30 protein-coding genes and 1 tRNA gene are annotated in these 25,471 nt (G+C 61.9%); 16 read left to right on the top strand and 15 right to left on the bottom strand.

What is annotated here, in order from left to right; translation table 11 throughout:
• Window positions 1–120: 120 nt before the first annotated feature.
• Window positions 121–1,488 (top strand): TIGR03808 family TAT-translocated repetitive protein, encoded by a 1,368-nt coding sequence (locus tag ADU59_RS05920; RefSeq protein WP_068952713.1) that lies wholly within the window; start codon window positions 121–123, stop codon window positions 1,486–1,488.
• A 117-nt stretch (window positions 1,489–1,605) separates the two neighbouring features.
• The gene (locus ADU59_RS05915; protein ID WP_068952711.1) at window positions 1,606–2,271 is read left to right on the top strand and encodes a glutathione S-transferase family protein; all 666 of its coding nucleotides are present in this window, start codon (window positions 1,606–1,608) and stop codon (window positions 2,269–2,271) included.
• Between the two features lie 14 nt (window positions 2,272–2,285).
• Here ADU59_RS05915 and ADU59_RS05910 read toward each other — a convergent pair whose 3' ends face one another.
• Entirely contained in the window at window positions 2,286–3,188 is a 903-nt protein-coding gene (locus tag ADU59_RS05910; RefSeq protein ID WP_068952709.1) for a LysR substrate-binding domain-containing protein, read from the bottom strand.
• Window positions 3,189–3,280: 92 nt separating this feature from the next.
• Here ADU59_RS05910 and ADU59_RS05905 point away from each other — a divergent pair, with 92 nt between their 5' ends.
• A complete protein-coding gene (locus ADU59_RS05905; protein ID WP_068953707.1) occupies window positions 3,281–3,478 on the top strand; it encodes a hypothetical protein in 198 nt (65 codons plus the stop codon).
• A 2-nt stretch (window positions 3,479–3,480) separates the two neighbouring features.
• On the opposite strand, the gene ADU59_RS05900 is transcribed toward ADU59_RS05905, so the two are convergent.
• Together ADU59_RS05900 and ADU59_RS05895 are read right to left on the bottom strand one after the other, a co-directional pair.
• Entirely contained in the window at window positions 3,481–4,101 is a 621-nt protein-coding gene (locus ADU59_RS05900; RefSeq protein WP_068952707.1) for a glutathione S-transferase family protein, read from the bottom strand.
• A 93-nt stretch (window positions 4,102–4,194) separates the two neighbouring features.
• A complete protein-coding gene (locus ADU59_RS05895; RefSeq protein ID WP_068952705.1) occupies window positions 4,195–4,566 on the bottom strand; it encodes a DUF4406 domain-containing protein in 372 nt (123 codons plus the stop codon).
• A 100-nt stretch (window positions 4,567–4,666) separates the two neighbouring features.
• Here ADU59_RS05895 and ADU59_RS05890 point away from each other — a divergent pair, with 100 nt between their 5' ends.
• The gene (locus tag ADU59_RS05890) at window positions 4,667–5,419 is read left to right on the top strand and encodes a DeoR/GlpR family DNA-binding transcription regulator (RefSeq protein WP_068952703.1); all 753 of its coding nucleotides are present in this window, start codon (window positions 4,667–4,669) and stop codon (window positions 5,417–5,419) included.
• A gap of 6 nt (window positions 5,420–5,425) precedes the next feature.
• Here ADU59_RS05890 and ADU59_RS05885 read toward each other — a convergent pair whose 3' ends face one another.
• Genes ADU59_RS05885 through ADU59_RS05875 form a run of 3 tightly spaced genes read right to left on the bottom strand, consistent with a single transcriptional unit; the run spans window position 5,426 to window position 7,049 of the window.
• On the bottom strand, window positions 5,426–5,743 hold the full coding sequence (locus ADU59_RS05885) for a HigA family addiction module antitoxin (RefSeq protein WP_068952701.1): 318 nt from the start codon (window positions 5,741–5,743) through the stop codon (window positions 5,426–5,428).
• The gene (locus ADU59_RS05880) at window positions 5,718–5,999 is read right to left on the bottom strand and encodes a type II toxin-antitoxin system RelE/ParE family toxin (protein ID WP_068952699.1); all 282 of its coding nucleotides are present in this window, start codon (window positions 5,997–5,999) and stop codon (window positions 5,718–5,720) included. The genes ADU59_RS05885 and ADU59_RS05880 overlap by 26 nt, the downstream gene beginning before the upstream one ends.
• Window positions 6,000–6,041: 42 nt before the next feature.
• Entirely contained in the window at window positions 6,042–7,049 is a 1,008-nt protein-coding gene (locus ADU59_RS05875; RefSeq protein WP_068952698.1) for an asparaginase, read from the bottom strand.
• A 76-nt stretch (window positions 7,050–7,125) separates the two neighbouring features.
• On the opposite strand from ADU59_RS05875, the gene ADU59_RS05870 reads away from it, so the two are divergent.
• The 3 genes from ADU59_RS05870 to ADU59_RS05860 all read left to right on the top strand — a co-directional run bounded on the left by ADU59_RS05870 (window position 7,126) and on the right by ADU59_RS05860 (window position 8,535).
• A complete protein-coding gene (locus tag ADU59_RS05870; RefSeq protein WP_068952696.1) occupies window positions 7,126–7,863 on the top strand; it encodes a DUF3750 domain-containing protein in 738 nt (245 codons plus the stop codon).
• A gap of 73 nt (window positions 7,864–7,936) precedes the next feature.
• Complete coding sequence (locus ADU59_RS05865) at window positions 7,937–8,215, top strand: CopG family ribbon-helix-helix protein (protein ID WP_158515699.1); 279 nt, start codon at window positions 7,937–7,939, stop codon at window positions 8,213–8,215.
• Between the two features lie 8 nt (window positions 8,216–8,223).
• Window positions 8,224–8,535 (top strand): type II toxin-antitoxin system RelE/ParE family toxin, encoded by a 312-nt coding sequence (locus tag ADU59_RS05860; RefSeq protein WP_083198140.1) that lies wholly within the window; start codon window positions 8,224–8,226, stop codon window positions 8,533–8,535.
• A 289-nt stretch (window positions 8,536–8,824) separates the two neighbouring features.
• Here the strand turns inward: ADU59_RS05860 and ADU59_RS05855 are convergent, their stop codons facing one another.
• Window positions 8,825–9,823, bottom strand: a complete 999-nt coding sequence (locus tag ADU59_RS05855; protein WP_068953706.1) for an NAD(P)H-quinone oxidoreductase — start codon at window positions 9,821–9,823, stop codon at window positions 8,825–8,827.
• A 337-nt stretch (window positions 9,824–10,160) separates the two neighbouring features.
• Here ADU59_RS05855 and ADU59_RS30565 point away from each other — a divergent pair, with 337 nt between their 5' ends.
• Complete coding sequence (locus ADU59_RS30565; RefSeq protein ID WP_068953705.1) at window positions 10,161–10,421, top strand: DUF1344 domain-containing protein; 261 nt, start codon at window positions 10,161–10,163, stop codon at window positions 10,419–10,421.
• 72 nt (window positions 10,422–10,493) lie between these two features.
• On the opposite strand, the gene ADU59_RS05845 is transcribed toward ADU59_RS30565, so the two are convergent.
• The 3 genes from ADU59_RS05845 to ADU59_RS05835 all read right to left on the bottom strand — a co-directional run bounded on the left by ADU59_RS05845 (window position 10,494) and on the right by ADU59_RS05835 (window position 13,513).
• Window positions 10,494–12,308, bottom strand: coding sequence for a bifunctional diguanylate cyclase/phosphodiesterase (locus ADU59_RS05845; RefSeq protein WP_068952690.1), 1,815 nt, complete (start codon window positions 12,306–12,308; stop codon window positions 10,494–10,496).
• Window positions 12,309–12,462: 154 nt separating this feature from the next.
• Window positions 12,463–13,011 carry an HdeD family acid-resistance protein gene (locus tag ADU59_RS05840; protein WP_068952687.1) on the bottom strand — a complete coding sequence of 183 codons (549 nt, stop codon included), beginning with the start codon at window positions 13,009–13,011 and terminating at the stop codon, window positions 12,463–12,465.
• 64 nt (window positions 13,012–13,075) lie between these two features.
• Window positions 13,076–13,513 carry an EamA family transporter gene (locus ADU59_RS05835; RefSeq protein ID WP_068952682.1) on the bottom strand — a complete coding sequence of 146 codons (438 nt, stop codon included), beginning with the start codon at window positions 13,511–13,513 and terminating at the stop codon, window positions 13,076–13,078.
• 154 nt (window positions 13,514–13,667) lie between these two features.
• Here ADU59_RS05835 and betI point away from each other — a divergent pair, with 154 nt between their 5' ends.
• The 4 genes from betI (at window position 13,668) to betA (ending at window position 19,173) form a co-directional block, all read left to right on the top strand.
• Window positions 13,668–14,270 carry a transcriptional regulator BetI gene (gene betI / locus ADU59_RS05830; RefSeq protein ID WP_068952680.1) on the top strand — a complete coding sequence of 201 codons (603 nt, stop codon included), beginning with the start codon at window positions 13,668–13,670 and terminating at the stop codon, window positions 14,268–14,270.
• A complete protein-coding gene (gene betC, locus ADU59_RS05825) occupies window positions 14,267–15,796 on the top strand; it encodes a choline-sulfatase (protein WP_068952678.1) in 1,530 nt (509 codons plus the stop codon). The genes betI and betC overlap by 4 nt, the downstream gene beginning before the upstream one ends.
• 1 nt (window position 15,797) lies before the next feature.
• Window positions 15,798–17,261 carry a betaine-aldehyde dehydrogenase gene (betB, locus tag ADU59_RS05820; RefSeq protein ID WP_068952677.1) on the top strand — a complete coding sequence of 488 codons (1,464 nt, stop codon included), beginning with the start codon at window positions 15,798–15,800 and terminating at the stop codon, window positions 17,259–17,261.
• Window positions 17,262–17,520: 259 nt separating this feature from the next.
• Entirely contained in the window at window positions 17,521–19,173 is a 1,653-nt protein-coding gene (gene betA / locus ADU59_RS05815; protein ID WP_068952675.1) for a choline dehydrogenase, read from the top strand.
• A 3-nt stretch (window positions 19,174–19,176) separates the two neighbouring features.
• Here betA and ADU59_RS05810 read toward each other — a convergent pair whose 3' ends face one another.
• Together ADU59_RS05810 and ADU59_RS05805 are read right to left on the bottom strand one after the other, a co-directional pair.
• Window positions 19,177–19,476: a type II toxin-antitoxin system RelE/ParE family toxin gene (locus tag ADU59_RS05810; protein WP_068952673.1), complete on the bottom strand. Its 300-nt coding sequence runs from the start codon at window positions 19,474–19,476 to the stop codon at window positions 19,177–19,179.
• Window positions 19,473–19,748, bottom strand: a complete 276-nt coding sequence (locus ADU59_RS05805; protein WP_068952671.1) for a YlcI/YnfO family protein — start codon at window positions 19,746–19,748, stop codon at window positions 19,473–19,475. Before ADU59_RS05805 ends, ADU59_RS05810 begins: the two co-directional genes overlap by 4 nt.
• Window positions 19,749–20,063: 315 nt before the next feature.
• Here ADU59_RS05805 and ADU59_RS05800 point away from each other — a divergent pair, with 315 nt between their 5' ends.
• From ADU59_RS05800 to cysN, 3 genes are read left to right on the top strand one after another with little or no spacing between them, the layout of a single operon-like run.
• Window positions 20,064–20,849 carry a phosphoadenylyl-sulfate reductase gene (locus ADU59_RS05800; protein ID WP_068952668.1) on the top strand — a complete coding sequence of 262 codons (786 nt, stop codon included), beginning with the start codon at window positions 20,064–20,066 and terminating at the stop codon, window positions 20,847–20,849.
• Between the two features lie 41 nt (window positions 20,850–20,890).
• Window positions 20,891–21,844 carry a sulfate adenylyltransferase subunit CysD gene (gene cysD / locus ADU59_RS05795; RefSeq protein ID WP_068952661.1) on the top strand — a complete coding sequence of 318 codons (954 nt, stop codon included), beginning with the start codon at window positions 20,891–20,893 and terminating at the stop codon, window positions 21,842–21,844.
• Window positions 21,844–23,340: a sulfate adenylyltransferase subunit CysN gene (gene cysN / locus ADU59_RS05790; protein WP_068952656.1), complete on the top strand. Its 1,497-nt coding sequence runs from the start codon at window positions 21,844–21,846 to the stop codon at window positions 23,338–23,340. Before cysD ends, cysN begins: the two co-directional genes overlap by 1 nt.
• Window positions 23,341–23,419: 79 nt before the next feature.
• On the opposite strand, the gene ADU59_RS05785 is transcribed toward cysN, so the two are convergent.
• The 3 genes from ADU59_RS05785 to ADU59_RS05775 form a co-directional block, all read right to left on the bottom strand.
• The gene (locus ADU59_RS05785) at window positions 23,420–23,701 is read right to left on the bottom strand and encodes a hypothetical protein (protein ID WP_068953704.1); all 282 of its coding nucleotides are present in this window, start codon (window positions 23,699–23,701) and stop codon (window positions 23,420–23,422) included.
• 66 nt (window positions 23,702–23,767) lie between these two features.
• The gene (locus ADU59_RS05780; RefSeq protein WP_068952654.1) at window positions 23,768–24,247 is read right to left on the bottom strand and encodes a DUF2938 domain-containing protein; all 480 of its coding nucleotides are present in this window, start codon (window positions 24,245–24,247) and stop codon (window positions 23,768–23,770) included.
• Between the two features lie 285 nt (window positions 24,248–24,532).
• Window positions 24,533–24,609 (bottom strand) — tRNA-Pro (locus ADU59_RS05775).
• A gap of 395 nt (window positions 24,610–25,004) precedes the next feature.
• Here ADU59_RS05775 and ADU59_RS05765 point away from each other — a divergent pair.
• The gene (locus ADU59_RS05765; protein ID WP_068952650.1) at window positions 25,005–25,415 is read left to right on the top strand and encodes a hypothetical protein; all 411 of its coding nucleotides are present in this window, start codon (window positions 25,005–25,007) and stop codon (window positions 25,413–25,415) included.
• Window positions 25,416–25,471 lie beyond the last annotated feature (56 nt).

The raw sequence follows: 25,471 nt of genomic DNA, 5'->3' as shown, positions 1-25,471 counted from the left end.
GTACCAGCCGCCGTTCATCTTTGCCGCAACGCCTGATCGCAACCGAACATAACATTGCGTGTCATTCCGGCATACCGGTAATGGTGCGATCCCATGCCTGGGCGATGCAAAGGGTTTACCATGCTGAACAGACGCTTGCTTCTGTCTTCGATCGCTTCACTGGGGTTCTGTGCCGCAACCGCCCGTGTCTGCGCGGCGGCGGCACTGAAGCCGGACGGCCTGCGCGGCACGATCGATATTTCCGGCTATGGTGTCGGCCCCGACACCGCTTCAAACCAGAGCCAGGCAATCGCCCGGCTTTTCAGGGAGGCGGCCGGACAGGGGCTGCCGGTCTTCCTGCCTGCCGGCGACTATCGCGTCTCCGGCATTACCCTGCCTGATAATCTGTGGCTGAGCGGCGTTCCCGGCCGAACACGGCTGATCCATGCCGGCGGTGGCCCCTTTCTCACCGGCGAAGGGCTTGGCCGGCTGACGCTGTCGGACCTCGTTCTCGACGGCGGCGGCAAATCTTTGAGCGGCGATGCCGATGGGCTTCTCAACCTGCGCGGCATCGCCGATCTCACCATCGAGAACTGCACCGTCACCGGCTCGTCGCAGCACGGCATCCATGCCGAGCGCTGCGGCGGCCGGATCGACGGCAACAGCATTTCGCAGGCCGCCGCCGCCGGCATCTACGCGGTCGATAGCGACCGGCTAGCCATCACCGCCAACACGGTGTTCGACTGCGGCAATGGCGGCATCCTGGTGCACCGCTGGGAAGGAGCGGAAGACGGCACGATGGTGCGCGGCAACCGCGTCTTCCGCATCGCCGCCAGGGACGGCGGCACCGGCGAAAACGGCAACGGCATCAATATTTTCCGCGCCTGGAATGTGATGGTGACGGACAACCACGTCTCTGACTGCGCCTTCTCCGCCATCCGCGCCAACAGCGCCACCAACGTGCAGATATCCGGCAACCAGTGCCTGCGCTCCGGCGAGACGGCTCTCTATTCCGAATTCGGATTCCAGGGGGCCATCGTGACCGGCAACCTGATCGACGGCGCTGCCAACGGCATCCTGATCGTCAATTTCGACGCGGGCGGCAGGCTGGCGACCGTCAGCGGCAACATCGTCCGCAACCTGCATCTGAACGGCCCCTATCACCATGACGGCGCCGGTTTCGGCTTCGGCATCGCGGCGGAGGCCGATACGGTGATCACCGGCAATATCATCGAGAACGCGCCGAAATGGGGCCTGATGCTCGGCTGGGGACCCTTCATGCGCAATATCGTGGCGACCGGCAATCTGGTGCGCGGCGCCGGCGCTGGCTGTGCCGTCACGGTGGTCGAAGGCGCGGGCACGGCGCTGATTGCCGACAACCTGTTCCAGGACGTCAGGAACGGTGCCATTCTCGGCTATCGCTGGAACGACAAGGCGACGGGCGATCTCATCGATGGCGGCAGCGCGGCTTTCGCCCATCTGACACTTTCCGGCAATCGCATTGCTTAAAACCCGTCACATCAAAACATTTCATGGCTGACATCAACGCACCCGGCTTCAAGCCTCGCCATGCTTGCCCTAGCGTGCGGCGAAATCCAGCCCAAAATCCAGTCAAGGGGAACAAACATGCTGACGATCTATGGCGTTTACTGCTCGCGCGCCTCGCGCAACTACTGGATGGCGGAAGAACTCGGCCTTCCCTTCCAATCCGTGCCGGTCATCCAGGCGCGGCTGTTGGCCGATCCGCTTGCCACTGAAGCCCGGCTCAACACCAGGTCACCCTCGTTCCTCGCCGTCAACCCGATGGGTCTCATTCCGGCGATCGAGGATGACGGGCTGGTGCTGACGGAATCGCTCGCCAACAACCTCTACCTCGCCCGCAAGCATGGCGGGCCGCTTGCCGGTGCGGATGTGCGCGAAGAGGGCGAAATCACCGGTTGGACGCTGTGGGCGGCGACCGAGGTCGAGCCCTACACGGTCAAGATCGTGCTGACCTATGACAATGCGGCGGAAAACACGCCCGACGGCAAGGCTGTGATTGCGGCTTCGGTCAAGGGGCTGGAACGGCCGCTGGCGCGGCTGGAGGCGCATCTGCAATCACAGGATTATCTCGTCGGCGACCGCTTCACCGTCGCCGATCTCAACCTGGCGGAAGTGCTGCGCTATGCCATGAGCGAGACAGAGCTGTTCGACAGGCACCCGCGTGTCAAAAGCTGGCTTGCCCGCTGCCACGCGCGGCCGGCCTTCGAGGCGATGATGGCCGGACGGCGCAAGGAAGCGGCTGCGGCCTGAAACGGCACACCGGCTCAGGCGAAACCGAGACGCCGCATGCTCTCGGCGATTTCCGCGCGCACCCATTGCTTGAAGGCCGAGACGGTCTTGCTTTCACGGCGCGACGGCGGGGTGACGAAGTAGTGCGCAAAACCCGTCTTCACACGGATGGGGTATGGCATCACCAGGCGCCCCTCGATGATGGAATAACCGGCCAGCGTCTGCCAGGCGAGCATGACGCCCTGGCCGGCGATCGCCGCATCGAGGCAGAGCGAGGCTTCGTTGAAGACATGCCGCGCCGTCATGGTCTCACCGGAAAGACCGACCTCGCGCAGCCACGTCTCCCAGCTGAACATCGAGCGGCCGTCGATGACGGCCGGAAGACCGAGAATATCCTTCGGTTCTTTCAGGTTCTCCGCCATGGCGGGCGAGCAGACCGGAAAGACCTCCTGCTCCAGCAGCAGTTCGCTCTTCACATCCGGCCAGTTGCCCGCGCCGACGCGGATACCGACATCGACGCCGGCACTTTCTAGATTGACCAGCGCCGTCGTCGCATCGATGCGCAAGCGGATATCAGGGTGTTTCTCGGTGAAATGATCCAGCCGGTGAACCAGCCAGCGCGCCGCGAAAACCGGGGCGACCGAGATCGTCAGGATCGTCTCGTCCCGTCTCCTGGCCAATGCTACCGCCTGATCGAGCGTTTCGAAACCGCCGGTCAGGCGCGGCAGGATGCTCTCGCCGAACGGCGTTGCCACAAGGCCGCGCGGGCTGCGCTCGAACAGCACGCGGCCGAGCTGCTTTTCCGTCTTGACGATCTGCTGGCTGACCGCACCGATGGTGACGCCCAACTCCGCCGCGGCAGCCTGCAGCGAACCGAGACGGCCGACGGCTTCCACCGCACGCAGGCCATTGAGATGAACGGTATTCAGATCTTTCATATAGTTTTTCTATAGCACTGCCGCAGCAATCTCAATTGAAAAACCCGGCGGCAAGGCGGATGATGGCTTCATCAACGAAAGATGGTGATGCCATGTTGAAGATTTTCTCCATACTCGACCACCTGCTTGCCGCCCGCGCGGAGGGCGAATCCGACACACCCTGGGTTTGCGACCTTTTGCGCCATCCGGACATCGCCCGGATGGACGCACGGGAACTGGGCGACCTGCCCTTTCCCGGCTCCGTTGTCCGCATCAAGCCAAAACGCTCAGGCGAGGCCTGCCGGGTCTAGGATCAGCCCTGCACGGCAGCCAGAGCCGCCTTGACCGCCGGGCGATCAGCCATGCGCTGGCGGTGTTCCAGAACCTTGGGGAAGCGCGCGGGATCGACGCCGTCGCCTTCCAGCCAGCCGGCCAGCGTGAACAGGTAGGGATCGGCGATCGAATAGGTTTCGCCCATCACCCACGGGCCGGCAAACATGGTGTTTTCGATCAGTTCGAAGCAATCACCCATATTGCTTGCGACCTTCAGCGTCATCGCCTCGATCGCCGCCGGATCATCGGCCCAGCGGCTGCCACGGCGCTTGTGCGCATGGGCGACATGCACGGTCGAGCAGAGATAGGCATTGAAGGACTGGATCCGCGCAAATTCGAACGGGTCTTTTGGTACACCGATGATGCTTTCGGGAAAACTCTGGCCGATGAAGGCGAGGATGGCCGGCGTTTCCGTCAGCACGCCACGATCCGTCACCAGCGCGGGCACGCGGCCCTTCGGATTGACGCGCAGGAAATCGGGAGAACGCTGCTCCTGCCGGGCAAAATCGATCCTCTCGACCGCATAGACCGCACCGCCCTCCTCCAGCGCGATCTGCGATGCCAGCGAGCAGGTTGCAGGCGTGACATAGAGTTTCAGCATTCCGGCTCTCCATCTCTGCACCGGCCACGGCCGGCGGGTCCGGCGCAAGTGATACCAACCGCGCCGGATATTTGCCAGCGCGATCAGGGCCGGTTACGCCACCATGACGGCGGCGCAGCCCGGCACGTCCTCCAGCCGGAAATAAACTGGAATTCCGCGTTCTTTGGCGATCCGCACATCATTGTCCGCCCCCTTGCTCTCACCCGGCAAGCGCAGGACGGCCTCGCAAAGCTGCAGCAACCGCCCGGCGACGGGATGAAAGATCTGCTCGTAGAGATCGTCGCCGATCTCACGGCCACCGGCGGCATGCCAGACCGGCAGCGCCACCCATTCGCCGATCATCGGCACATGCCCCGCCTCGAACAGCGCATGCGACGGCGCCTCCAGCCGCTTCAGGTTGGCCGCCATCTTTTCCGGATCGTCGCCGGTGCCGGATCGATAAGGCCCGGCAATCAAAATCAGCATGGTTTTCTCCATAAATTGCATGAATTATCCCGATAAATCTGGATATTCATGATAAATCATGCAATATCGTGCAGAGTCAAGAATTGTTTTGGAGACTGAAATGCTGACTTCGCAGCGGCGGGCGCTGATTTCGACACGCCTCACCAGTGACGGCCAGATCGTTGCCGGGGAACTGGCGGCCGAACTGAAGCTGTCGGAAGACACGATCCGGCGGGATCTGCGCGACATGGCGTCGGCCGGTCTGTTGAAGCGGGTGCATGGCGGCGCGCTGCCGATCACGCCGCCGCTTCCGGACCTGGAAGCCCGCCAGACGATCTCCGCCGATATCAAGAAGCGGCTCGGGCAGAAGGCCGCCGAACTGCTGCACGCAGGGCAACTGGTCTTCATCGACGGCGGCACCACCAATGCGCAGATCGTTCGCGCCCTGCCGCGCGAGATGAAACTGACGATCGCGACCCACAGCCCGGCGATCGCAACCCTGTTGGAAAAGCACCGGGCCGAGGTGATCCTGATCGGCGGCAGTCTCTACAAGCACTCGATGGTGGCAACGGGCGCGGCAGCGCTGGCGGCGATCGGTACGCTGCGTCCCGACATCTTCTTCCTCGGGGCAACCGCGATCCACCCCGCCCACGGGCTTTCGACCGGCGACTACGAGGAAGCGGCCGTCAAGCGCGCCATTGCGGCCCGATCGACAGAGACCATCGCCCTCCTGACGGAAGAGAAATTCAACGCCGTCTCGCCGCATCATATTGCCGGCGCCGAGGAGATGGCCGGCCTGATCGTGCCCGCCGGTATGGCGCAGGACGTTACCGCGCCCTATCGTGACAGAGGCCTGCAGATCATCGAGGCCTGAGACAGTTCAGGCCGCCCGCGGCGTGATACGATCGAGCGCGCCGCCCAGCTCCCGCCGCGTTTCCATAAGGTCATGGTCCGTTTGCAGCCGAAGGAAAAAACCCTCGGAGAGACCAAAATAACGCGCCAACCGCAGATCGGTATCCGCCGTCACAATCCGCTTGCCGAGCACGATTTCATTGATGCGGCGCGGCGGCACATGAATGGCGCGGGCAAGGCCATTCTGGCTCAAGGCCATCGGCACCAGAAAATCGTGAAGGAGGATTTCACCGGGATGCGGGTTGGCCAGCAGATCGGCATCAATGATAGTCTGTGATTTCGACATTGTTCGCTTCACCTTCCTGCCATGAAAAACAGATGCGCCACTGATCGTTGATCCGGATCGAGTGCTGACCCGAGCGGTTGCCTTTCAGCATATCGAGCCGGTTTCCGGGCGGAACACGCAAGTCGTTCAGGCTGTTTGCGGCATTGATCAATCGCAGCTTCCGCAACGCGATAGCCTGAATCTCGGCAGGCAGCCTGCGGCTGCGCCGGCCGGACCAGATGCATTCCGTTTCGCGGTCGGCAAAGCTCTTGATCATAACAGACTATAACGCGTTGCGTCATAGTCTTCAAGCGCAGGATCAGGCGGCGAATGCGTCCGTCACCCTGACATCGCCGACGGCGATACCGTTCCAGTTTCTCATCGAATGATTGGCCTGCGCCATCAGGCTGGCGTGCACGTCCGGCTCGTCCGTGAAGAAGCGCGCCAGCGTGGCGGCGACCATGGCTTCGGCGGCGCGGGTGGTGCCGTCCTCGCATTTGAGCGCAATCGCAATGCCCTTTTCCGGAATGGCGGCGCAGAACACGCCCTCCGCACCGGTCTTGGCGAAGATGCGGCCGGGCGCCGTCTGCATCAGGCGCGTGCAGGCGCGCTTCGAACCTGCGACATAGAAGGGTTCGGCCATGCAGGCTTCGATCAGCCGCTTCGAGGCCTTCGCGCGGACCGGCTCCAGCCCGGTACCGGTCGCCATTTTTGCAAAGCCGTGGGCAAGACCCTTCAGCGGCACGGCGTAGGTGGGGATCGAGCAGCCATCGGTGCCGCAATTGTCGTGCGCCAGCGCCGCGCCCGTCAGGCTTTCCATCACGCCGCGGATTTCGCGCTGCAGCGGATGGTCGTAGGTGACATAGCCGGCCGTTTCCTGCCCGCTATGGCAGCAGGCGCAGACGAAGCCCGCGTGTTTTCCCGAGCAGTTGTTGTGCAACTGAGACGGATGGTCGAGCGTGCGGGCCTGGCCGATGATGGTGTCCTGGCTGAACGACCAGTGTTCGCCGCATTCGAGCGTGGCGACGTCCCTGCCCGCCGCCGCCAGCATCGCAGCGGCCAGCGCCACATGTTCCGGCTCGCCATTGTGCGAGGAGCAGGCCAGCGCCAGTTCCCTGTTGCCGAACCCGTAGGCGTCGGCGGCGCCGGTCTCCATCAGCGGCAGTGCCTGCATGGCCTTGCAGGCCGAGCGCGGGAAGACGCCGGCATCGGTATCGCCGAGCGAAAACACGGTTTTTCCGTCGGCATCGACGGCGATCACCAGACCGCGATGACGGCTCTCGACCAGATTTCCGCGCGTGACTTCGACAAGTACCGGGTTCGACATGCTTCTGCCCTCAAAAATCCAATTTCTGCCCGTGTCTTTAGCCCAAGATCACGCAACACAAAACCCGGGCCATTCCATGAAATTTTTCAAGAGACTGCTGCTCGCCATCCTGTTCGTCTATCTCCTGCCGGCACTCGCTTCGGCCGGATGGTGGTATGTCAAGGAAAGGCCGGCAAGCTGGCGCGAGGCGGACTGGTCTTCGGCAAACATCCTGCCGAAACCCGCAGACGACAAGACGGCGGCGATCTACATTTTTTCCGCCACCACCGGCGGCATGAAGGGGGCCGTCGCCAGCCATTCCTGGATCGTCACCAAGGGACAGGGCGATGCCACCTACAACCGCTACGACAAGGTCGGCTGGGGTTCGCCGATCCGCCGCAACGGCTATCCGGCCGACGCGCGCTGGTATTCGAACACGCCGCATCTGGTGGTGAGCGTCACGGGGGAAGAAGCAACCCGGCTGATCCCGAAGATCGAGCAGGCGATCCAGTCCTATCCCTATTCGAAACCCGGCGCCTACCGCATCTGGCCGGGGCCGAACTCCAACACCTTCGTCGCCCATGTGCTGCGCTCGGTGCCGGAGCTTGGCGCCGTGCTGCCGCCCGACGCCGTCGGGCGTGACTACCTGCCGGAGGGCAAGCTTTTTTCGGTCGATGCCGACGGGCTGGACATGCACGCGACGCTCTACGGGCTGCTGGGGGTTTCGGCCGGCATGCGTAGCGGGCTGGAGGTGCATTTCATGGGGCTGGTCGCCGGCTTCGACGTGATGCGCCCGGCGGTGAAGATACCGGCGCTGGGGCGGTTCGGGGTTTAACGCCACGGCGCTTTCGGATGCAGACGGAAAAAACTATGTTAGAATGAAGCATGGAATTCGCGTGGAGACGAAGATGTCGCAGCCGCTCAAAAGACCACCGGTCGAACTTCCGGAGAGTCTGGAAGCACAAATCGCGTCCCTGGCCGAAAAGACCGGGCGCTCCCGCTCATTGATCGTCAACGACGCCATCGGCACCTATGTCAACAATCAGCTTCGCTGGCTTACCGAGATGGATTCCGCCATCGGAGATGCGAAAGCGGGCCAGTCCTATGACGGCTCCGAAGTGCTGGAATGGCTGGAAAGTTGGGATAGCGGCGCGGAAAAGGCCAGACCCAAACTTTCAAAGGCTTAAACCTGCCGATGCGGATACGGTTTACGTCTCATGCCATGCACGATCTCGATGATCTCAAAGAACGGCTCCGCCTCAAAAATCCCGCCGGTTTCAGATCGGTCGCAAGCCAGATTTCCAAAACCATCCAGCCCGTTGCCAAGCATCAAGCCATTGGGCGCAAAACCGTGCGGGAGGACATCCGCGAGCTTGTCGAGCCCCGCTATGGGTTTATCATCCCCTATACCGTCATCGACGATACGATCTTCATTTTGCGGGTCTACAGTGCGAAACGATATCCGTTGGCACCTGCCGACCTGCCTGATCCCGGCAATCTAAAATAGGCGCCGAAACACGATCCCCCAGACATTGCAGCAGACAAACAAAAAGGGCCGCACAAGGCCGCCCTCCATGAGTTTTGGCCAGGTAAAGGGCCCGGACCGCATCCACGATGCGACCCGCAGGAAGGGTGGTTCAGATCGAGGGCTGCCTCGTTCCTACCATCACAACTCCCATGCCCGTTACGAGGTTCGAAATCTCATTAGACACTGGATCACCTTCCTTTCGTTCTGTTGAAGCTGATCTGAAGGTAGTCCGATTCTTGCCGATTGCAAGAGCCGCCAGCTTTAGACTTTAGAACGTCATGACGATCTTGCCGATGTGGTCTCCGGCCTCCATCAGCCGGTGCGCTTCGGCAACCTCGGAAAACGGTACGATCGCATGCATGACCGGCGCGATGTCGCCATCTTCCAGCAGCGGCCAGACATTGTCCTCCAGATCGTCGCGGATCGCTTCCTTCTCGACGGCCGTGCGCGGCCGCATCGCCGAGCCCATGACATGCAGGCGCTTGCCCAGGATCGGCGCGATATTGGCTTTCTCCACCGAGGCACCGCCGAGGAAGGCGATGATCGACAGGCGTCCGTCCTTGGCCAACGAGGCGATGTTGCGGTCGAAATAGGGGGCGCCGACCATGTCGAGGATGACATCGACGCCGTGGCCGCCGGTTTCTTCCAATATAACCGCCTTGAAATCCTCTTCCCGGTAGTTGATCGCCCGCCTGGCGCCGAGCGCGACGCAGGCGTCGCACTTGTCCTTGCTTCCAGCCGTCACGAAAACCTCGGCACCGAAGGCGCGCGCAAGCTGGATGGCGGTGGTGCCGATGCCGCTGGAGCCGCCATGAATGAGGATCTTTTCGCCCTCGACCAGATCGGCCATCTGGAAGACATTGGCCCAGACGGTGAAGAAGGTTTCCGGCAGCGCTGCGGCACGCGCCGCATCATAGCCCTTCGGCCAGGGCATGGCCTGCGTCGCCGGCAGGGCGCAGAATTCGGCATAGCCGCCGCCATTGGCAAGTCCGCAGACCTTGTCGCCGACGATGAAGCCCTCGGCCCCCTCGCCCATGGCCACCACTTCGCCAGCAACCTCCAGCCCGAGGATGGGGCTTGCGCCCGGCGGCGGCGGATAGACGCCGAGCCGCTGCAGCACGTCGGGGCGGTTGACGCCGGCGGCTTCGACGCGGATCAGGATGTCGCCGGGCTTCAGATCCGGCAGCGGTCCGCGTGCCAGCACCATCTTTTCCGGCCCCCCGGGGGACGGAAGGTCGACATAGGTCATTTCGCTCGGCAGGGTCACGGTCTTCTCCTTGATGGACGATGGCCGATTATCTAGCGCGCCAAAGGCAATCGGCAAAGCCGTGTTTTCCTCCGGATCAACAGCCATACCGCCATGCGCGGACCGTTGCGGATTGCGGCGAAATCCCAGCAAGGCAGGCATTGATGCGGCCTATCGTGGCGAAATTGGGCCACCCAAGCCCTTGCCAACATTAAGTTTCTTTAATTTGAAATCGAAAAAAGCCGCGTCTAGCGTCGCCTCGAAACCGGGAGACACCGGCGGTTCCCCAGCCGCGATGAGCTCCGGACGGTTTTACAACGATCGGTCCCGGCTGTACGGACCCAACAAGGACGACGCCATGCGTGCTCTTCTGGCCTCTTTGACCATTCTCTCGGCAATCTCCCTGTCGTCCGCCGCCTTTGCTGCCAGCACCGCAACCGGCAACATCCGCGACTACAACCCGCAGGCGATGACCCTGACGCTGAAGAACGGCACGAAATTTCTGCTGCCGGGAGGGTTCAAGGACCCGGGCCTGAAGGTCGGCCAAAGGGTGGCGGTCACCTATCAGACAATGGGCGACAAACGCCGGGCAACGATGGTCACGCCGCTGGTGCCGTGACAGCCCTGCCGTCGCGCACGAGCATACCCGAAACGGGCTGGAATCCGTCATGGATTCCAGCCCGTTGCCGTTTCAGTTCGAGCCGCCGAACGTATCGAAGACCAGACCATCGTCGCTTTCCTTGGCGCGGCTCTTGATCTCGGCGATGCGGGCGCTGACCGCCTGGGCGTCGGAAAAGACGAAACCTTCCGGCAGGATGAGAACGGCGATCGAGCACCGCATCAGCGGAAAGATCGTCGCCTCGCCGCTGCGGCCATGGCCGGTCATGTAGCCGGCCTCGCGATGTTCCGGCGAATAGAGCTGGCGGACATCGTTGCGGAATTCGGACAGGAGGCGCGTCAGCACAGCGGCCATCTCCTCGCGCGTCACGCCGGCGACACCGATGAAGAAATCGTCGCCGCCGACATGGCCGAGGAACTTTTCCTCGCCGATAAAATGCCGGCGCATCAGCGCGGCAAACAGCGAGATCGCCAGATCGCCCTTCTGGAAGCCGTAATGATCGTTGAAGGGCTTGAAGCTGTCGAAATCGCAATAGCAGAAAGTGCGCGCCGCATCGGCATCGAGCACCGCACCCTGCACATAATCGCGGATGGCGCGGTTGCCGGGAAGGCCGGTCAGCGGGTTCTGTTCCTGCGCGGTCTTCAGCTGTTTTTCGCTGATGATCTTCAGGAGCGACGCGGCCGACAGCACACCGGCATAGCGCATGTTCTCCGTCAGGATGACACAATCGCTGCCATCCATGCCGGCAAAGATCTTCAGCATCTCGTCGGCCGGCGTTTCCAGATCGGCGATCGGCGCCGGGCTGACGAAATGCGAGATATGGCGCTGGTACAGATGGTTCTTCAGGAGGTCGCGGCCGAAGGGATGATAGATCATCTCCTTGACGTGATATTCATGCAGCACGCCGCGCGGTTCGCCATTGGCATTCAGAACCGGAAAGAAGCTGCGCTGCGGCGACCGGCGAAACAGTTCGAACACCGAATCCAAATCGTCGTTTTCGCGCAGCGCCGGCACCTGTTCGATCTGCTTGCGGATGAGGATGCTGTCAAGCGAGGTCGATTGGCGGCGCGCGCTGGCCGACTGTTCCAGATGCGGATAGGCCGGCTGCAGATCGGCGAAATGCACCGTCGGGCGGGCGACGAAATAGCCCTGGACGAGATCACAGCCGAGATCGCGGCAGGTGGCGAATTCGGCCTCCGTCTCGACCCCTTCAGCGATCACCCGCGTGCCGAGAACATGCGCCGTGTTGACCGTGTGGCGGACCATATGACGCTTGCGGGCGTTGGACTCGATGCCGGAGATGAAATGCCGGTCGATCTTCACATAGTCCACCGGCTGGTCGCAGAGCAGCTTCAGTCCATTGAAGCCGACACCGAAATCGTCGATCGCCAGCTTGAAGCCGCCCAGCCGCAACCGCTTTACCAGGTCGGAGAAATCCGGCATCGTGCCGCTGTCGAAGCGTTCCGACAGTTCGAAGCAGATCGACGATGGCGGGATACCGGAGCGTTTCAGATGGTGGCCCAGCCGCTCGACGACATCGCCTTCGAGACCGATCAAGCGGCTGTCGAAATTGACGAACAGGGTGCGCGAGGAAAAATCCGGCAGGCTGGCAAAGCCGGCAAAGGCACGTGTGTTGATCATGTGCTCCAGCGCCAGCAGCTGCCCCGCCTCTTCCGCCTTGTCGAGCAGATCCAGCGGCGATTTGAAACCCAGCCGCTCATAGCCGCGCATCAGCGTCTCGTAACCGAAGACGGCGCCCGTCGAGATCTCGGCGATCGGCTGGAAGGCATTTTCGATGGCGAGTTTCGCAAGCGTGACGATCTGATCGTCACCAAAGCGGCGCAGGGACAGCATTTCGGCAGGGGCGGCAATCGGCGCGGCGGACATGCGGGAACTCCGGAAACGGACATGAGATCGCGCGAAAGATCGTTCCGCAGACCTGAATTTTCCGTTTCCCCAGCATGACAGTTTGATGAAAGTTCAATGACTGCCGTGAGTTAGCATAAAATGCAACCATGTTTCGGCAAGTGTCGCCGGCCGTCTATCCCTTGGCGAATACACCGAAGACGATGAGCGCCAGCCCCTGCATGACGAGGTCAAGCGCCAGCAGCAGCCCGAGAATCCACAGGCTGTTGACCGGCCAGCCGGCGGCGATGACAAGGCCGGCAACGAGCGTGACGAGCCCGCCGAGCGCGATCCATCCCCATCCGTCGAGCGGCTTCAACCTGAACGCCACCCAGATCCGGAAGGCGCCGGCGACAATCAGCGCAATGGCCATCAGGGCCGTGATCGTCGCGGAGGCCAGCAGCGGATCGAGAAAGGCAAAGATGCCGGCGGAGGTGTAACAGGAACCGCTGAAACTCCAGTAGAACGCGCTTTCCCACTTCTTGACCCGAAGCGCCTGCATCAGATGCATCATGCCACCGAGAAGCATGACGATGCCGACGGAATAGACCGAGGCCACAGTGGCGGCGAGCACGTTGCCGAAAGCGATGCTGCCGCCCATGATCATCACCACGCCGAGCGCGACGAACCAGCCCCATTTCTCATGCAGAACCGGTTTGGCATCGGGATCGAATGCCTGGGACATGACACAACCTCCAATTACAATTACATGATCATATAATCGTAAATAGAGCAATAACCGTCCATTGCTAGATCTTGATGGCCAAAAGGACCGCGCCGCAGGCGACCATGCCGACACCGGCCCAATGGGCCGGCGACAGCCTCTCGCCCAGGAAGAACACGGCGAAGACAGCGACAAGCACGACGCTGAGCTTGTCGACCGGTGCGACCTGCGCCGCATTTCCCATTTTCAGCGCACGGAAATAGCAGAGCCAGGATGCTCCGGTCGCCAGCCCCGACAGCACGAGAAACAGCCAGCTTTTGCCGGACACCGTACCGGGCGCCTGCCAGTTTCCCGTCAGGACCAGCATCAGCGCGATGGCCAGAAGGATCACGATCGTCCGGATGAATGTGGCAAAATCGGAATTGACGTTCTCGATACCGACCTTGGCGAAAATGGCGGTGAGCGCGGCAAAGGCCGCCGACAGAAGCGCCCAGGCCTGCCATGAGAGAAACAGGGATTTCATTGGAAATTTCCTTTCGCTGCAGGCACACCGGCCACCGGCCTCCAGTTGAAGCGGAGACCGTTTCGATGGCAAGACAATCCTCGTCCGTGACTGCAGTTTTTTATTGATTGATGGATCAATCAAAAATACACTACTGACAACAAGGGGACAAAGAATGCCGAAAATCGGGATGGAGCCGGTGCGCCGCAAGGCGCTCGTGGATGCAGCGCTGCATGTCATCGGCGATCAGGGCACGCTGTCCGTCACCATGTCCGACATCGCGCGGCATGCCGGCGTTTCGGCGGCCCTTGCCCATCATTATTTCGGCAGCAAGGAGCAGCTGCTGGTCGAAACCGTGCGGTCCCTTCTGAAGCAATTGCGCGACGATACGGTGACGGCGCTGAAAGCGGCCGGGTCGCCGCGGGAACGCCTGTCGGCGATCGTGCGCGTCAGCTTCCAGGCCGACCAGTTCGCGCCGGAAACCATCGCCGCATGGCTCGCCTTTTATTCCGAAGCGCAGCGCTCCGAAGAGACCCGGCGTTTCCTGGTGATCTATGCCCGCCGGCTGCATTCCAATCTCGTCGCCAGCCTGAAAAGCCTGTGTGTCGCAGATGATGCGCAGCGCATCGCAGAAGGCACTGCCGCGATGATCGACGGCCTGTATATTCGCCGTTCGCTCGGCTCTTCGCCGGTGACGGCGCAGGCCTCGATCCTTTTGACCGACGACTACATCACGCTCAACCTCGATGCTCTTTCGACACGGGAAAACGCCGCATGACCAAAGGCCGGCCGAATATTCTCATCATCATGGTCGACCAGCTGAACGGGAAATTCTTTCCCGACGGCCCGGCGGATTTTCTGCATGCGCCGCATATGAAGGCGCTGGCCAAGCGCTCGGCGCGTTTCCGCAACAACTATACGTCCTCGCCGCTCTGCGCCCCTGCCCGCGCCTCGTTCATGGCCGGGCAATTGCCGAGCCGCACGCAGGTCTACGACAATGCCGCCGAATATATCTCGTCGATCCCGACCTTCGCACATCACCTGCGCCGCGCCGGCTACTACACGGCTCTATCAGGCAAGATGCATTTCGTCGGCCCGGACCAGCTGCACGGCTTCGAGGAACGGCTGACAACGGATATCTACCCCGCCGATTTCGGCTGGACGCCGGACTATCGCAAGCCGGGCGAGCGGATCGACTGGTGGTATCACAATCTCGGCTCGGTCACCGGCGCCGGCATCGCCGAGATCACCAACCAGATGGAATATGACGACGAGGTGGCGTTTCTGGCCAACCAGAAGCTCTATCACCTTTCCCGCGAGCAGGACGATGCGGTGCGGCGCCCATGGGCGGTGACGGTCTCCTTCACCCATCCGCACGACCCCTATGTGGCACGCCGGAAATTCTGGGATCTTTACAACGATTGCGACCAGCTTCTGCCCGAAGTCGGAGACATCCCGCTGGAAGATCAGGACCCGCATTCGCAGCGCCTGATCCATGCCTGCGACTACCAGAATTTCTCGGTGACCGAAGAGAATGTCCGCCGCTCGCGGCAGGCCTATTTCGCCAATATTTCCTATCTCGACGAAAAGGTCGGGGAGCTCATCGATACGCTGACCCGGACACGGATGCTGGACGATACGCTGATCCTGTTCTGCTCGGATCACGGCGACATGCTCGGCGAGCGCGGACTGTGGTTCAAGATGAATTTCTTCGAGGGGTCGGCCCGCGTGCCGCTGATGGTCGCCGGTCCCGGCGTCACGCCCGGCCTGCATCTGGCGCCCACTTCCAATCTCGACGTAACCCCGACGCTCTGCGATCTTGCCGGCATTTCCATGGATGAGATCATGCCGTGGACGGACGGCGAAAGCCTTCTTCCCGTCATCAACGGCGCAGAGCGCATCGCCCCGGTGCTGATGGAATATGCCGCCGAAGGTTCCTACGCCCCGCTCGTCGGCATCCGCGAGGGCAAGTGGAAATACATTCATTGCGCACTCGATCCGGACCAGCTCTACGATCTCGAAGCCGATCCGCTGGAGCTGACGAACCTTGCCGGCGTGCCCGCCCATGCCCCGACGCTGCGCGCCTTCCAGGCGATGCGCGATAGCCGCTGGGACATGGAGGCCTTCGATTCCGCCGTGCGCGAAAGTCAGGCACGGCGCTGGGTGGTCTACGAGGCGCTGCGCAACGGCGCCTACTATCCGTGGGATCACCAGCCGCTGCAAAAGGCATCCGAGCGCTACATGCGCAACCACATGAATCTCGACAATCTCGAAGAATCCAAACGCTTTCCGCGAGGGGAATAAGATGAAAGCCCAACCGCCAGCCTCCCACTTCATCGACGGCGAATATGTCGAGGATATCGCAGGCGCCGCCTTCGACAGCATTTACCCGGCCACCGGCGAAGTCATCGCCCGGCTGCATGCCGCAACGCCTGCCATCGTCGAAAAGGCGATCGCCGCTGCCAAGCGCGCGCAAGGCGAATGGGCGGCCCTCAGCCCGACCGCGCGCGGCCGCATCCTCAAGCGCGCCGCCGACATCATGCGCGAGCGCAACCGCGAACTCTCCGAGCTTGAAACGCTCGACACCGGCAAGCCGATCCAGGAAACCATCGTCGCCGACCCGACCTCCGGAGCCGACGCCTTCGAATTCTTCGGCGGCGTGGCAGCAGCCGCACTCAACGGCGACTATATCCCGCTCGGCGGCGACTTTGCCTATACCAAGCGCGTTCCGCTCGGCGTCTGCGTCGGCATCGGCGCCTGGAACTATCCGCAGCAGATCGCCTGCTGGAAGGGTGCACCGGCGCTCATTTCCGGCAATGCCATGGTGTTCAAGCCGTCGGAAAACACCCCGCTCGGCGCGCTGAAGATTGCCGAAATCCTGCATGAGGCAGGCCTGCCGAAAGGGCTTTACAACGTTATCCAGGGCGACCGGACGACGGGGCCGCTGCTGGTCAACCACAAGGACGTGGCCAAGGTGTCGCTGACCGGCTCGGTCGAGACCGGCCGCAAGGTGGCGGGCGCTGCGGCCTCCAGCCTCAAGCATGTGACGATGGAACTCGGCGGCAAGTCGCCGCTGATCGTCTTCGAGGATGCCGATATCGAAAGCGCCATCGGCGGGGCCATGCTCGGCAATTTCTACTCGACCGGCCAGGTCTGCTCCAACGGCACCCGTGTCTTCGTGCACAGGAAGATCAAGCAGCAGTTCCTCGCCCGCCTGAAAGAGCGCACCGAAAAGATCGTCATCGGCGACCCGATGATCGAGGAAACCCAGCTCGGCCCGATGGTGTCGCGTGCCCAGCTCGACAAAGTGTTTGCCTATATCGAGAAGGGCAAGGCCGAGGGCGCGACGCTCGTCACCGGCGGCGGCATTCCCAACAATGTGCCGGCTGAGGGTACCTATATCCAGCCGACCGTTTTCGCAGATGTCACCGACGACATGACCATCTGCCGCGAGGAGATTTTCGGGCCGGTGATGTGCGTGCTCGATTTCGACAATGAGGACGAGGTGATCGCCCGGGCAAACGGCACAGAATTCGGGCTTTCGGCCGGTGTCTTTACCGCAGACCTCACCCGCGGCCACCGCGTCGCGGACCGGTTGGAGGCGGGCACATTGTGGATCAACACCTACAATCTGGCGCCGGTGGAGGTGCCGTTCGGCGGCTCCAAGCAGTCCGGTTTCGGGCGGGAGAATTCGCTGGCCGCGTTGAACCACTATACCGAGCTGAAGAGCGTCTATGTGGCGATGGGGCCGGTGCAGTCGCCGTATTGATCTTTACCTCCCCCTTGAGGGGGGCGCCGCGGGTGGGGGTGATGGTCAGGGCCGCACAAGGGATCACCCACCCCGTCGCTGCGCGCCGACCCTGCCCCTTAAGGGGAGGGTGAACAAGGCCCCTCATCCGGCCTATCGGCCACCTTCTCCCCGTGAACGGGGAGAAGGGACTAGCGGCAACCTCCGTCGTCCCCTCTCCCCGCCTGCGGGGAGAGGGCTAGGGTGAGGGGCAGTCTTTAAAACTCTTGGGAACACCACCATGCAGCAAGCAGATTTCGTCATCATCGGTTCCGGCTCGGCCGGCTCGGCCCTTGCCTACCGGCTCTCCGAGGATGGAAAAAACACCGTCTTGGTGCTGGAGTTCGGCGGCTCCGATTTCGGGCCGTTCATCCAGATGCCGGCAGCGCTTGCCTGGCCGATGAGCATGAACCGCTACAACTGGGGCTACCTTTCGGAACCCGAGCCAAACCTCAACAACCGGCGCATCACAGCCCCCAGAGGAAAGGTCATCGGCGGCTCGTCGTCGATCAACGGCATGGTCTATGTGCGCGGCTCGATGAGCGACTTCAACGAATGGGAAGAGCTCGGCGCGCGTGGCTGGGCCTATGCGGACGTGCTGCCCTATTTCAAGCGCATGGAAAATTCCCATGGCGGCGAGGATGGCTGGCGTGGCACCGACGGGCCGCTGCATGTCAAGCGCGGCTCCTACAAGAACCCCCTGTTCAAGGCCTTCGTCGATGCCGGGCAACAGGCCGGTTTCGAACTGACCGACGACTATAACGGCTCCAAGCAGGAGGGCTTCGGCCTGATGGAGCAGACGGTGCATAACGGCCGGCGCTGGTCGGCGGCTTCGGCCTATCTGAAGCCGGCCCTGAAACGGCCGAATGTCGAGATCATCCGCTGCTATGCCCGCCGCGTCGTTATCGAGAACGGCCGCGCCGTTGGCGTCGAGATCGAGCGCGGCGGCAAAATAGAGGTGGTGAAGGCCAACCGGGAGGTCATCGTCTCGGCCTCCTCCTTCAACTCGCCAAAGCTGCTGATGCTGTCGGGCATCGGTCCGGCGGCGCATCTGAAGGAGATGGGCATCGAGGTCAAAGCCGACCGGCCGGGCGTCGGTGCCAATCTGCAGGACCATATGGAATTCTACTTCCAGCAGGTCTCGACCAAGCCCGTGTCGCTCTATTCCTGGCTGCCGTGGTTCTGGCAGGGGGTTGCAGGCGCGCAGTGGCTGTTCACCAAATCCGGGCTCGGCATCTCCAACCAGTTCGAATCCTGCGCCTTCCTGCGATCGGCGCCGGGCGTCAAGCAGCCGGATATCCAGTACCACTTCCTGCCGGTGGCGATTTCCTACGATGGCAAGGCGGCGGCCAAGAGCCATGGGTTCCAGGTGCATGTCGGCTACAATCACTCGAAATCGCGCGGGTCGGTGACGCTGCGCTCTCCCGATGTGAAGGCCGACCCGGTGATCCGGTTCAACTATATGAGCCATCCGGAAGACTGGGAAAAGTTCCGCCACTGCGTGCGGCTCACCCGCGAGATCTTCGGTCAGAAGGCCTTCGACCAGTATCGCGGTCCGGAAATCCAGCCGGGCGAAAACGTCCAGACCGACGACCAGATCGATGCCTTCCTGCGCGAGCACCTGGAAAGCGCCTATCACCCCTGCGGCACATGCCGGATGGGCGCCAAAGACGACCCGATGGCGGTGGTCGATCCGGAAACGCGCGTCATCGGCGTCGATGGTCTGCGCGTTGCCGACAGCTCGATCTTCCCGCATGTGACCTATGGCAACCTCAACGGCCCCTCGATCATGACCGGCGAAAAGGCGGCCGACCATATCCTCGGCAAGCAGCCCCTGCCCCGCTCAAATCAGGAACCGTGGATCAACCCGCGCTGGGAGACCAGTGACCGGTAGGGCTCAGTGATAGTCATCTTCGCGCTGATGGCGGACGGCCAGAATGGTGACCGTCTCGCTGTCCTCGATTTCAAAAAGCGCAACATAGCCCGATGAGCCGAAAGGAATGACGAGTTCACGGAAGAATGAATTGTCGCCGGGCGCCTGCCGGCAGCTGAACGGAAAGCTCTCGAGCACTGTTACCGCTTTTTCAATCGCATCGAGGGCACGCCCTGCTGCCGGCTCATCGCGATCCAGCAGATAGGCATAGAGCCGCTTGATATCCTCCCGTGCCTTTGCCGTCAGCTTAACAGAATAGCTCATTTCGAACGGTTTTCAGCGCGCTTGGCCTCAAGCATTCCCTTTAGCTCTCCGAGGACCTCTTCTGCGCTATAGTAAATTCCGGTGCGCTTTGCTTCTTCGCGTGATGCCAAACCACGGGCGATGAATTCAGCCTGTGTCTTTCTATAATGCACCTGCGCCTTGACGGCATTTTCTACAAAGGCCGACAGCGTCTCACCCTTTTGCAGCACGCCTTCGGCGGCGGCCCTCAGTTCCGGATCGACCCTCAGCGAAGGAAGTGTAGCGGTTTTCATGGCGTGCCTCGCGCGTTGCAATTGCGATGCAGCATAACAAATGCAGGGGACGATTTCAACGCGCCGGCGCGGAGGTGGCGCCGCACGCGGATCACGAGTGGCACGCAGCGCGATGCAAAAACCGGGATTTTGGAAGAAATAACCCATAAAATCGATGGATTTTAGCTTTAAACCGTGTCTTTTCGCCCACTATTCTGCGTTTTTTGCCGATCGGAGAGATATTTGCTCTGATCCGCCAACATTAGAAATCCGTTTTTCTGTCTTTTGTCACACACGGCTGCGATATTCCGGGCAACAAAATCAGGATTTCCTCCCATGACATCCGCATCGCTCGAAAATCGCGCCACAGCGCTCAACAGCCAACTGGAGAGCCTCGATCTTTCCGGCCGGCTGGCGCTGGTCGCCGCGCTCGACGGCAAGTCCGTCTTTACCACCAGCCTCGGCATCGAGGATCAGGTCATCACCGCCGCCATCGGCACAGGCAAATTCGGCATCGAAGTCTCGACGCTCGAAACCGGCCGCCTGTTCAACGAGACCGTGGCGCTGATCGACAAAACAGAAGAAACCTACGGCATCCTGATCAAGCGTTTCTATCCCGAGCAGGACGATATCGACGCCTACGCCGCCAAATACGGCATGAACGGCTTCTACGACAGTATCGAAGCCAGGCATGCCTGTTGTGGCGCGCGCAAGGTGAAGCCTCTTGCGCGCGCACTCGAAGGGGCATCCTTCTGGATCACCGGCCTGCGCCGCGGCCAGTCGGGCAATCGTGCCGATACGCCGTTTGCCGAAGCCGATCTCGACCGTGGCCTGATCAAGATCAATCCGCTGGCCGACTGGAACATCGAGACGATCCATGCCCATGTCGAAGCGGAAACAATCCCGGTCAATCCGCTGCATGCGCGCGGTTATCCGTCGATCGGCTGTGAGCCCTGCACCCGCGCCATCAAGCCGGGCGAGCCCGAGCGGGCCGGCCGCTGGTGGTGGGAGAACGACGAGAAGCGCGAATGCGGTCTTCATGTCGCAGAGGCCGCCGCCTCGACCATCCCGCAAGCCACATCAATTTCGAGCAGCCCCCTTTCCAGCAGCATTGCGCGATAATCCGCGCAGGCTCGCACCACAGACACTCCCGGAGACTTGAAATGCCCAGTACCCTTCCGGAAACGGAACTGCACAATCCGCAGACGACAAAAACGCCGCTCGACCCGCATCTGAAGGCGCTCGAAAACGAAGCGATCCATATCTTCCGCGAAGTGGCCGCCGAGTTCGACAAGCCGGTGATGCTTTACTCCGTCGGTAAGGACAGCTCGGTCCTTCTGCACCTGGCGCGCAAGGCTTTCTATCCCGGCCGCGTGCCCTTCCCGCTGTTGCACGTGAACACCGGCTGGAAATTCGCCGAGATGATCGCGTTCCGCAACGACATCGTGAAGAAATACGATCTCGACTTCATCGAGCATATCAATCCGCGCGGCGCGGCCGAAAACGTGACCCCGTTCACCCATGGTTCGGCGCTGTTCACCGACATCATGAAGACCGAGGGGCTGCGCCAGGCGCTGGATGCGGGCGGCTTCGATGCGGCTTTCGGCGGCGCGCGGCGCGACGAAGAGGCAAGCCGGGCCAAAGAGCGGATCTATTCGTTCCGCACGCCGGAGCATCGCTGGGACCCGCGTGCGCAGCGGCCCGAACTCTGGAACATCTACAACGGCATGATCCGCAAGGGCGAAAGCGTGCGCGCTTTCCCGCTGTCGAACTGGACCGAAGTCGATATCTGGCGCTACATCCAGGTGGAAGACATTCCGCTGGTGCCGCTCTACTACGCCAAGAAGCGCCCCTATGTGGAGCGCGACGGCATGATGATTCTCGCCGAAGACCCACGTCTGAAGCTTCTGCCCGGCGAAAGCATCCAGGAAGGCTCGATCCGTTTCCGCACCCTCGGCGATTTTCCGCTGACGGGCGCCATTCCGTCTGAGGCCACCAATCTCGAAGAGGTCATTGCCGAACTGGAAATCGCCACGGTTTCCGAACGGCAGGGCCGCGCCATTGACCGCGACCAGTCCGGATCGATGGAAAAGAAGAAGCGCGAAGGATATTTCTGATGACCGTTTCCGCAATCGCACAGACCGCAGCCACTGGCACCGTGACCGCCTTTCCGGCGATCGAGACCGCGCGCCTGCCGCGCGACACGCGCCCGCTGCGCCTCATCACCTGCGGCAGCGTCGACGACGGCAAGTCGACACTGATCGGCCGGCTGCTCTGGGACACCAAGGCGGTCAAGGAAGACCAGGCAGCGACCTTGCGCCGTGACAGTGGCAAGCAGAACGATCTCGGCCTGCCCGATTTCGCCCTGTTGCTCGACGGTCTCCAGGCCGAACGCGAACAGGGCATCACCATCGATGTCGCCTATCGCTATTTCGCCACCGACAAGCGCTCCTTCATCGTCGCCGACACCCCCGGCCACGAACAGTATACCCGCAACATGGCAACCGGCGCCTCGACCGCCGACCTCGCCGTGCTTCTCGTCGATGCCCGCACCGGCCTGCTTGAGCAGACCCGCCGCCATGCCACCATCGCCACGCTGATGGGCATCAAGCAGTTCGTTCTGGCCGTCAACAAGTTCGACCTGACCGGCTATGATCGCGCCCGTTTCGACCAGATCAGCCATGAATTCCGCGAACTGGCGCTGTCGCTCGGCGTCCGTCAGATCACCGCCATACCGATGTCGGCGCTGAAGGGCGAAAACGTCGTCTATGACGGCAAGGCCTCGATGCCCTGGTATGACGGCCCGACGCTGGTCGAAGTGCTGGAACTGGCAACGGTTCGCTCGGCCCAGACCGTCGGCTTCCGCCTGCCGGTGCAGCGCGTCTCGCGTCCCGGCGAAAGTTTTCGTGGCTATCAGGGTACGGTTGCCGGTGGCTCGGTGAAGCCGGGTGACAGCGTCGTCATCCTGCCGTCGGGCATGGTTGCCAACGTCACCAAGATCGTCACCTTCGATCTCGTGCGCAATGCCGCCGTTGCCGGCGATGCGATCACGCTGGTGCTCGACCGTCAGGTGGACGTATCGCGCGGCGACATGATCGTCTCGCTCGAAAGCCAGCCGCAGACCGGCCTTGCCTTCGACGCGCAGCTGGTCGCCCTGCAGCTGGACGGCATCCAGCCGGGCAAGCGCTATTGGCTGAAGAGCGGCTCGCGCCGCCAGCGCGTCACCGTGCAGCCGTCGAGCCTGCTGGACCTGAAGAGCGGCAAGTGGAACCACCACACCGACGGCCTTGCGATGAATGCCATCGGCAAGGTTCACCTCGCCTTCGACGAACAGGCCGTGTTCGACAGTTACGAGCAGAACCGCACCACCGGCGCCTTCATCCTGATCGACCCCGACACCAACAACACGGTGGCCGGCGGCATGATCACCGGCAAGCGTTCGTCGCTTTCCGGCATCCACACGGAAGATAGCCGCGTCATCCTCTCGCTGCCGGCCGATCTCGCCGATCAACTGATGGCGACCGAACTCTTCTCCGCCCGCCGCGAAGAAGCCGACATCCGCCGCGTCTCGGCCGGCAAGGCCGCCGAAGTGCTTGACGGGATTGATGGTTGAGGCCGGGAGCTGATCTGAAACGATGAAGGGGCCGAAAGGCCCCTTCATTCGTTGAGCCGAAAATTCCCGCTCTCCGGTTTTAGCGTGACCGGCCAAGCGACAGATCGATCCGCTGATCCACCGCTCCCGCATCGGCAACCGCCTTCAGCTTTTCCAGATCGACAACTTTCAGCGCATCCGGCTCCAGATCACGCAAAGGCCTGAACCACGCGGCGGCCTCGCTCAGCGGTTCGGCATAAGGCGCCGGATATCCGCCAAGGCCAAGCACCCATTCGCGCACGGTTTCGCGCTCCATGCGGCCAGCCTTGTAGCGGTCGTGGATACTCGTCGCGGAAGCGATCAGGTCGTCTATCTTTTTCAAAAACATGTCCTCGAACGGCGGTGCGCCAAAGCCATAGCACGGTATCCGCCGCGGCAAGAACCGTCTTTAGCGGATGAGAAGCGCCGTCCCGTACATGCCGGCTGCGAAAACCGTGTGGGCGACAAGATTGAGAAACCGCACCTTGTTGGCATTGGGAAGCTTCGAGGCCGCCCAGCCGATGCCGATGCCCGGCTGCAGCAGGAACCAGCCGGCACCGACGGTAACGATGCCGAGGATCCAGGCGGGCAGGAATGTCGGTGCGGCAAGCCAGGACGGCCCCGTAAAGACGATCAGCAGGATACCGTAGAGAATGCCGACGGCATAATGGCCGATCCATCCGAGCGCCAGCTCATGCGCGTAGGGCTCGGCCTTGCCGATATCGTCATGAAAGACCTTGCCAGAGCGCAGGTGCCAGAACCATCGCCCGATCGGCGCCCAGTTCGGCTTTCCCTGGCCGGGCAGGAAAGACAACAGGATCGCCCAGAGGTCCATCAGGACGGTGCCGCCAACGCCGATCGCCACGCTACGCCATAGAATATCGAACATATATGGATTCCTGCTCGGTGGGCCGGGCGCGGCCGCCGGAAAAGATGACGGGGCACGGAATAGGATGGGTATCTGCGGGAATTGCAGCTATCAGCCGTTGTAAGTCATCTTTGGTTTTTCGGTCAAGAAAGACTGCCGGCCTATACAAAGGCAGCGGCGGATCATGAGGTATTTCAAGGGAAATACGTGTGGAACCGCGATAGCGGTCAGGCAGAGGCCGAAAGATACGATTGGATTTCAGGAAATTAACGCTCGATGTTCAGAATTCGAATCAAGCTTTCAAGCTGGTCGGAGTGAGAGGATTCGAACCTCCGACCCCGTCGTCCCGAACGACGTGCGCTACCAGGCTGCGCTACACTCCGTGACCAGCGGCGCCTCTATAGAACAGCATTTTCCTTTCCACAAGACGCAAATTGGAAAAATCGGCAAGCCGACTGAAAACAACGGGATAACTCGTCTTTCGCAACCACCGCCGGCGTTCCCGCCGCAACCATCCCCATCTCCGGGCGGGCGACGGTGGCCCGCCTATCCCGGCGTGCCAGGGCCCCGCGGGTCTCCCATAACGGGACATCCAGTCGCTGGGGCCTTTCGGCAACGCTTGCGAATTTATGCGCGAAACCGTGCATATAAGTCATTCTGCCGATTTTCATTCAATCGGTTTAGCGCTAGAGGCAGGGGCGAAAGCCTTGGCTGTCCGCGTGTTGCGCCGCCTTGGCACGCACCTGTTTCAGAACGAACGCCAAAGGGACTTGATCAGATGAATTTCCGCTTGATGACCGTGGCCGGCCTCGCGCTGGCGCTCGCCGGCTGCACCACCGTGGGACCGACCAGAAATGCCGTCGAAGCCCGCTGGAAGGGCCAGCCGGCCGGCGCCTTCTTCGCCGCCTACGGACCGCCGCAGTCGGACGTCGCAAGCGGCGACATGACCGTCTATTCCTGGAAGGGCGGCTACAAGAAGCGGACGATCCCGGCGCAATATGCCGACGGCGACGCCGGCAAGAAGGGCAAGAAGATCGCGTCTGCCCGCACCGAATTCCTCAGCTGCTCGGTCCAGCTCAACGTCTCCTCCGATTACGTCATCCGCTCGGTTCAGGTTCTCGGCGACCGCGCGTCCTCGACCGGCCCAAGCTGGTGTGACGAATTCCTGGCCGGCGACAAGACGAAGTAAGCCCACGGCTACCTGTCCTGACATGAACGTACCCGCCGATCCCGATCGGCGGGGTT

Origin of the sequence: Pararhizobium polonicum, from assembly GCF_001687365.1 — a bacterium.
GTDB lineage: Bacteria > Pseudomonadota > Alphaproteobacteria > Rhizobiales > Rhizobiaceae > Pararhizobium > Pararhizobium polonicum.
The sequence above is the reverse complement of the archived record's forward strand: the minus strand, read 5'-3'. Positions and strand labels throughout refer to the sequence as shown.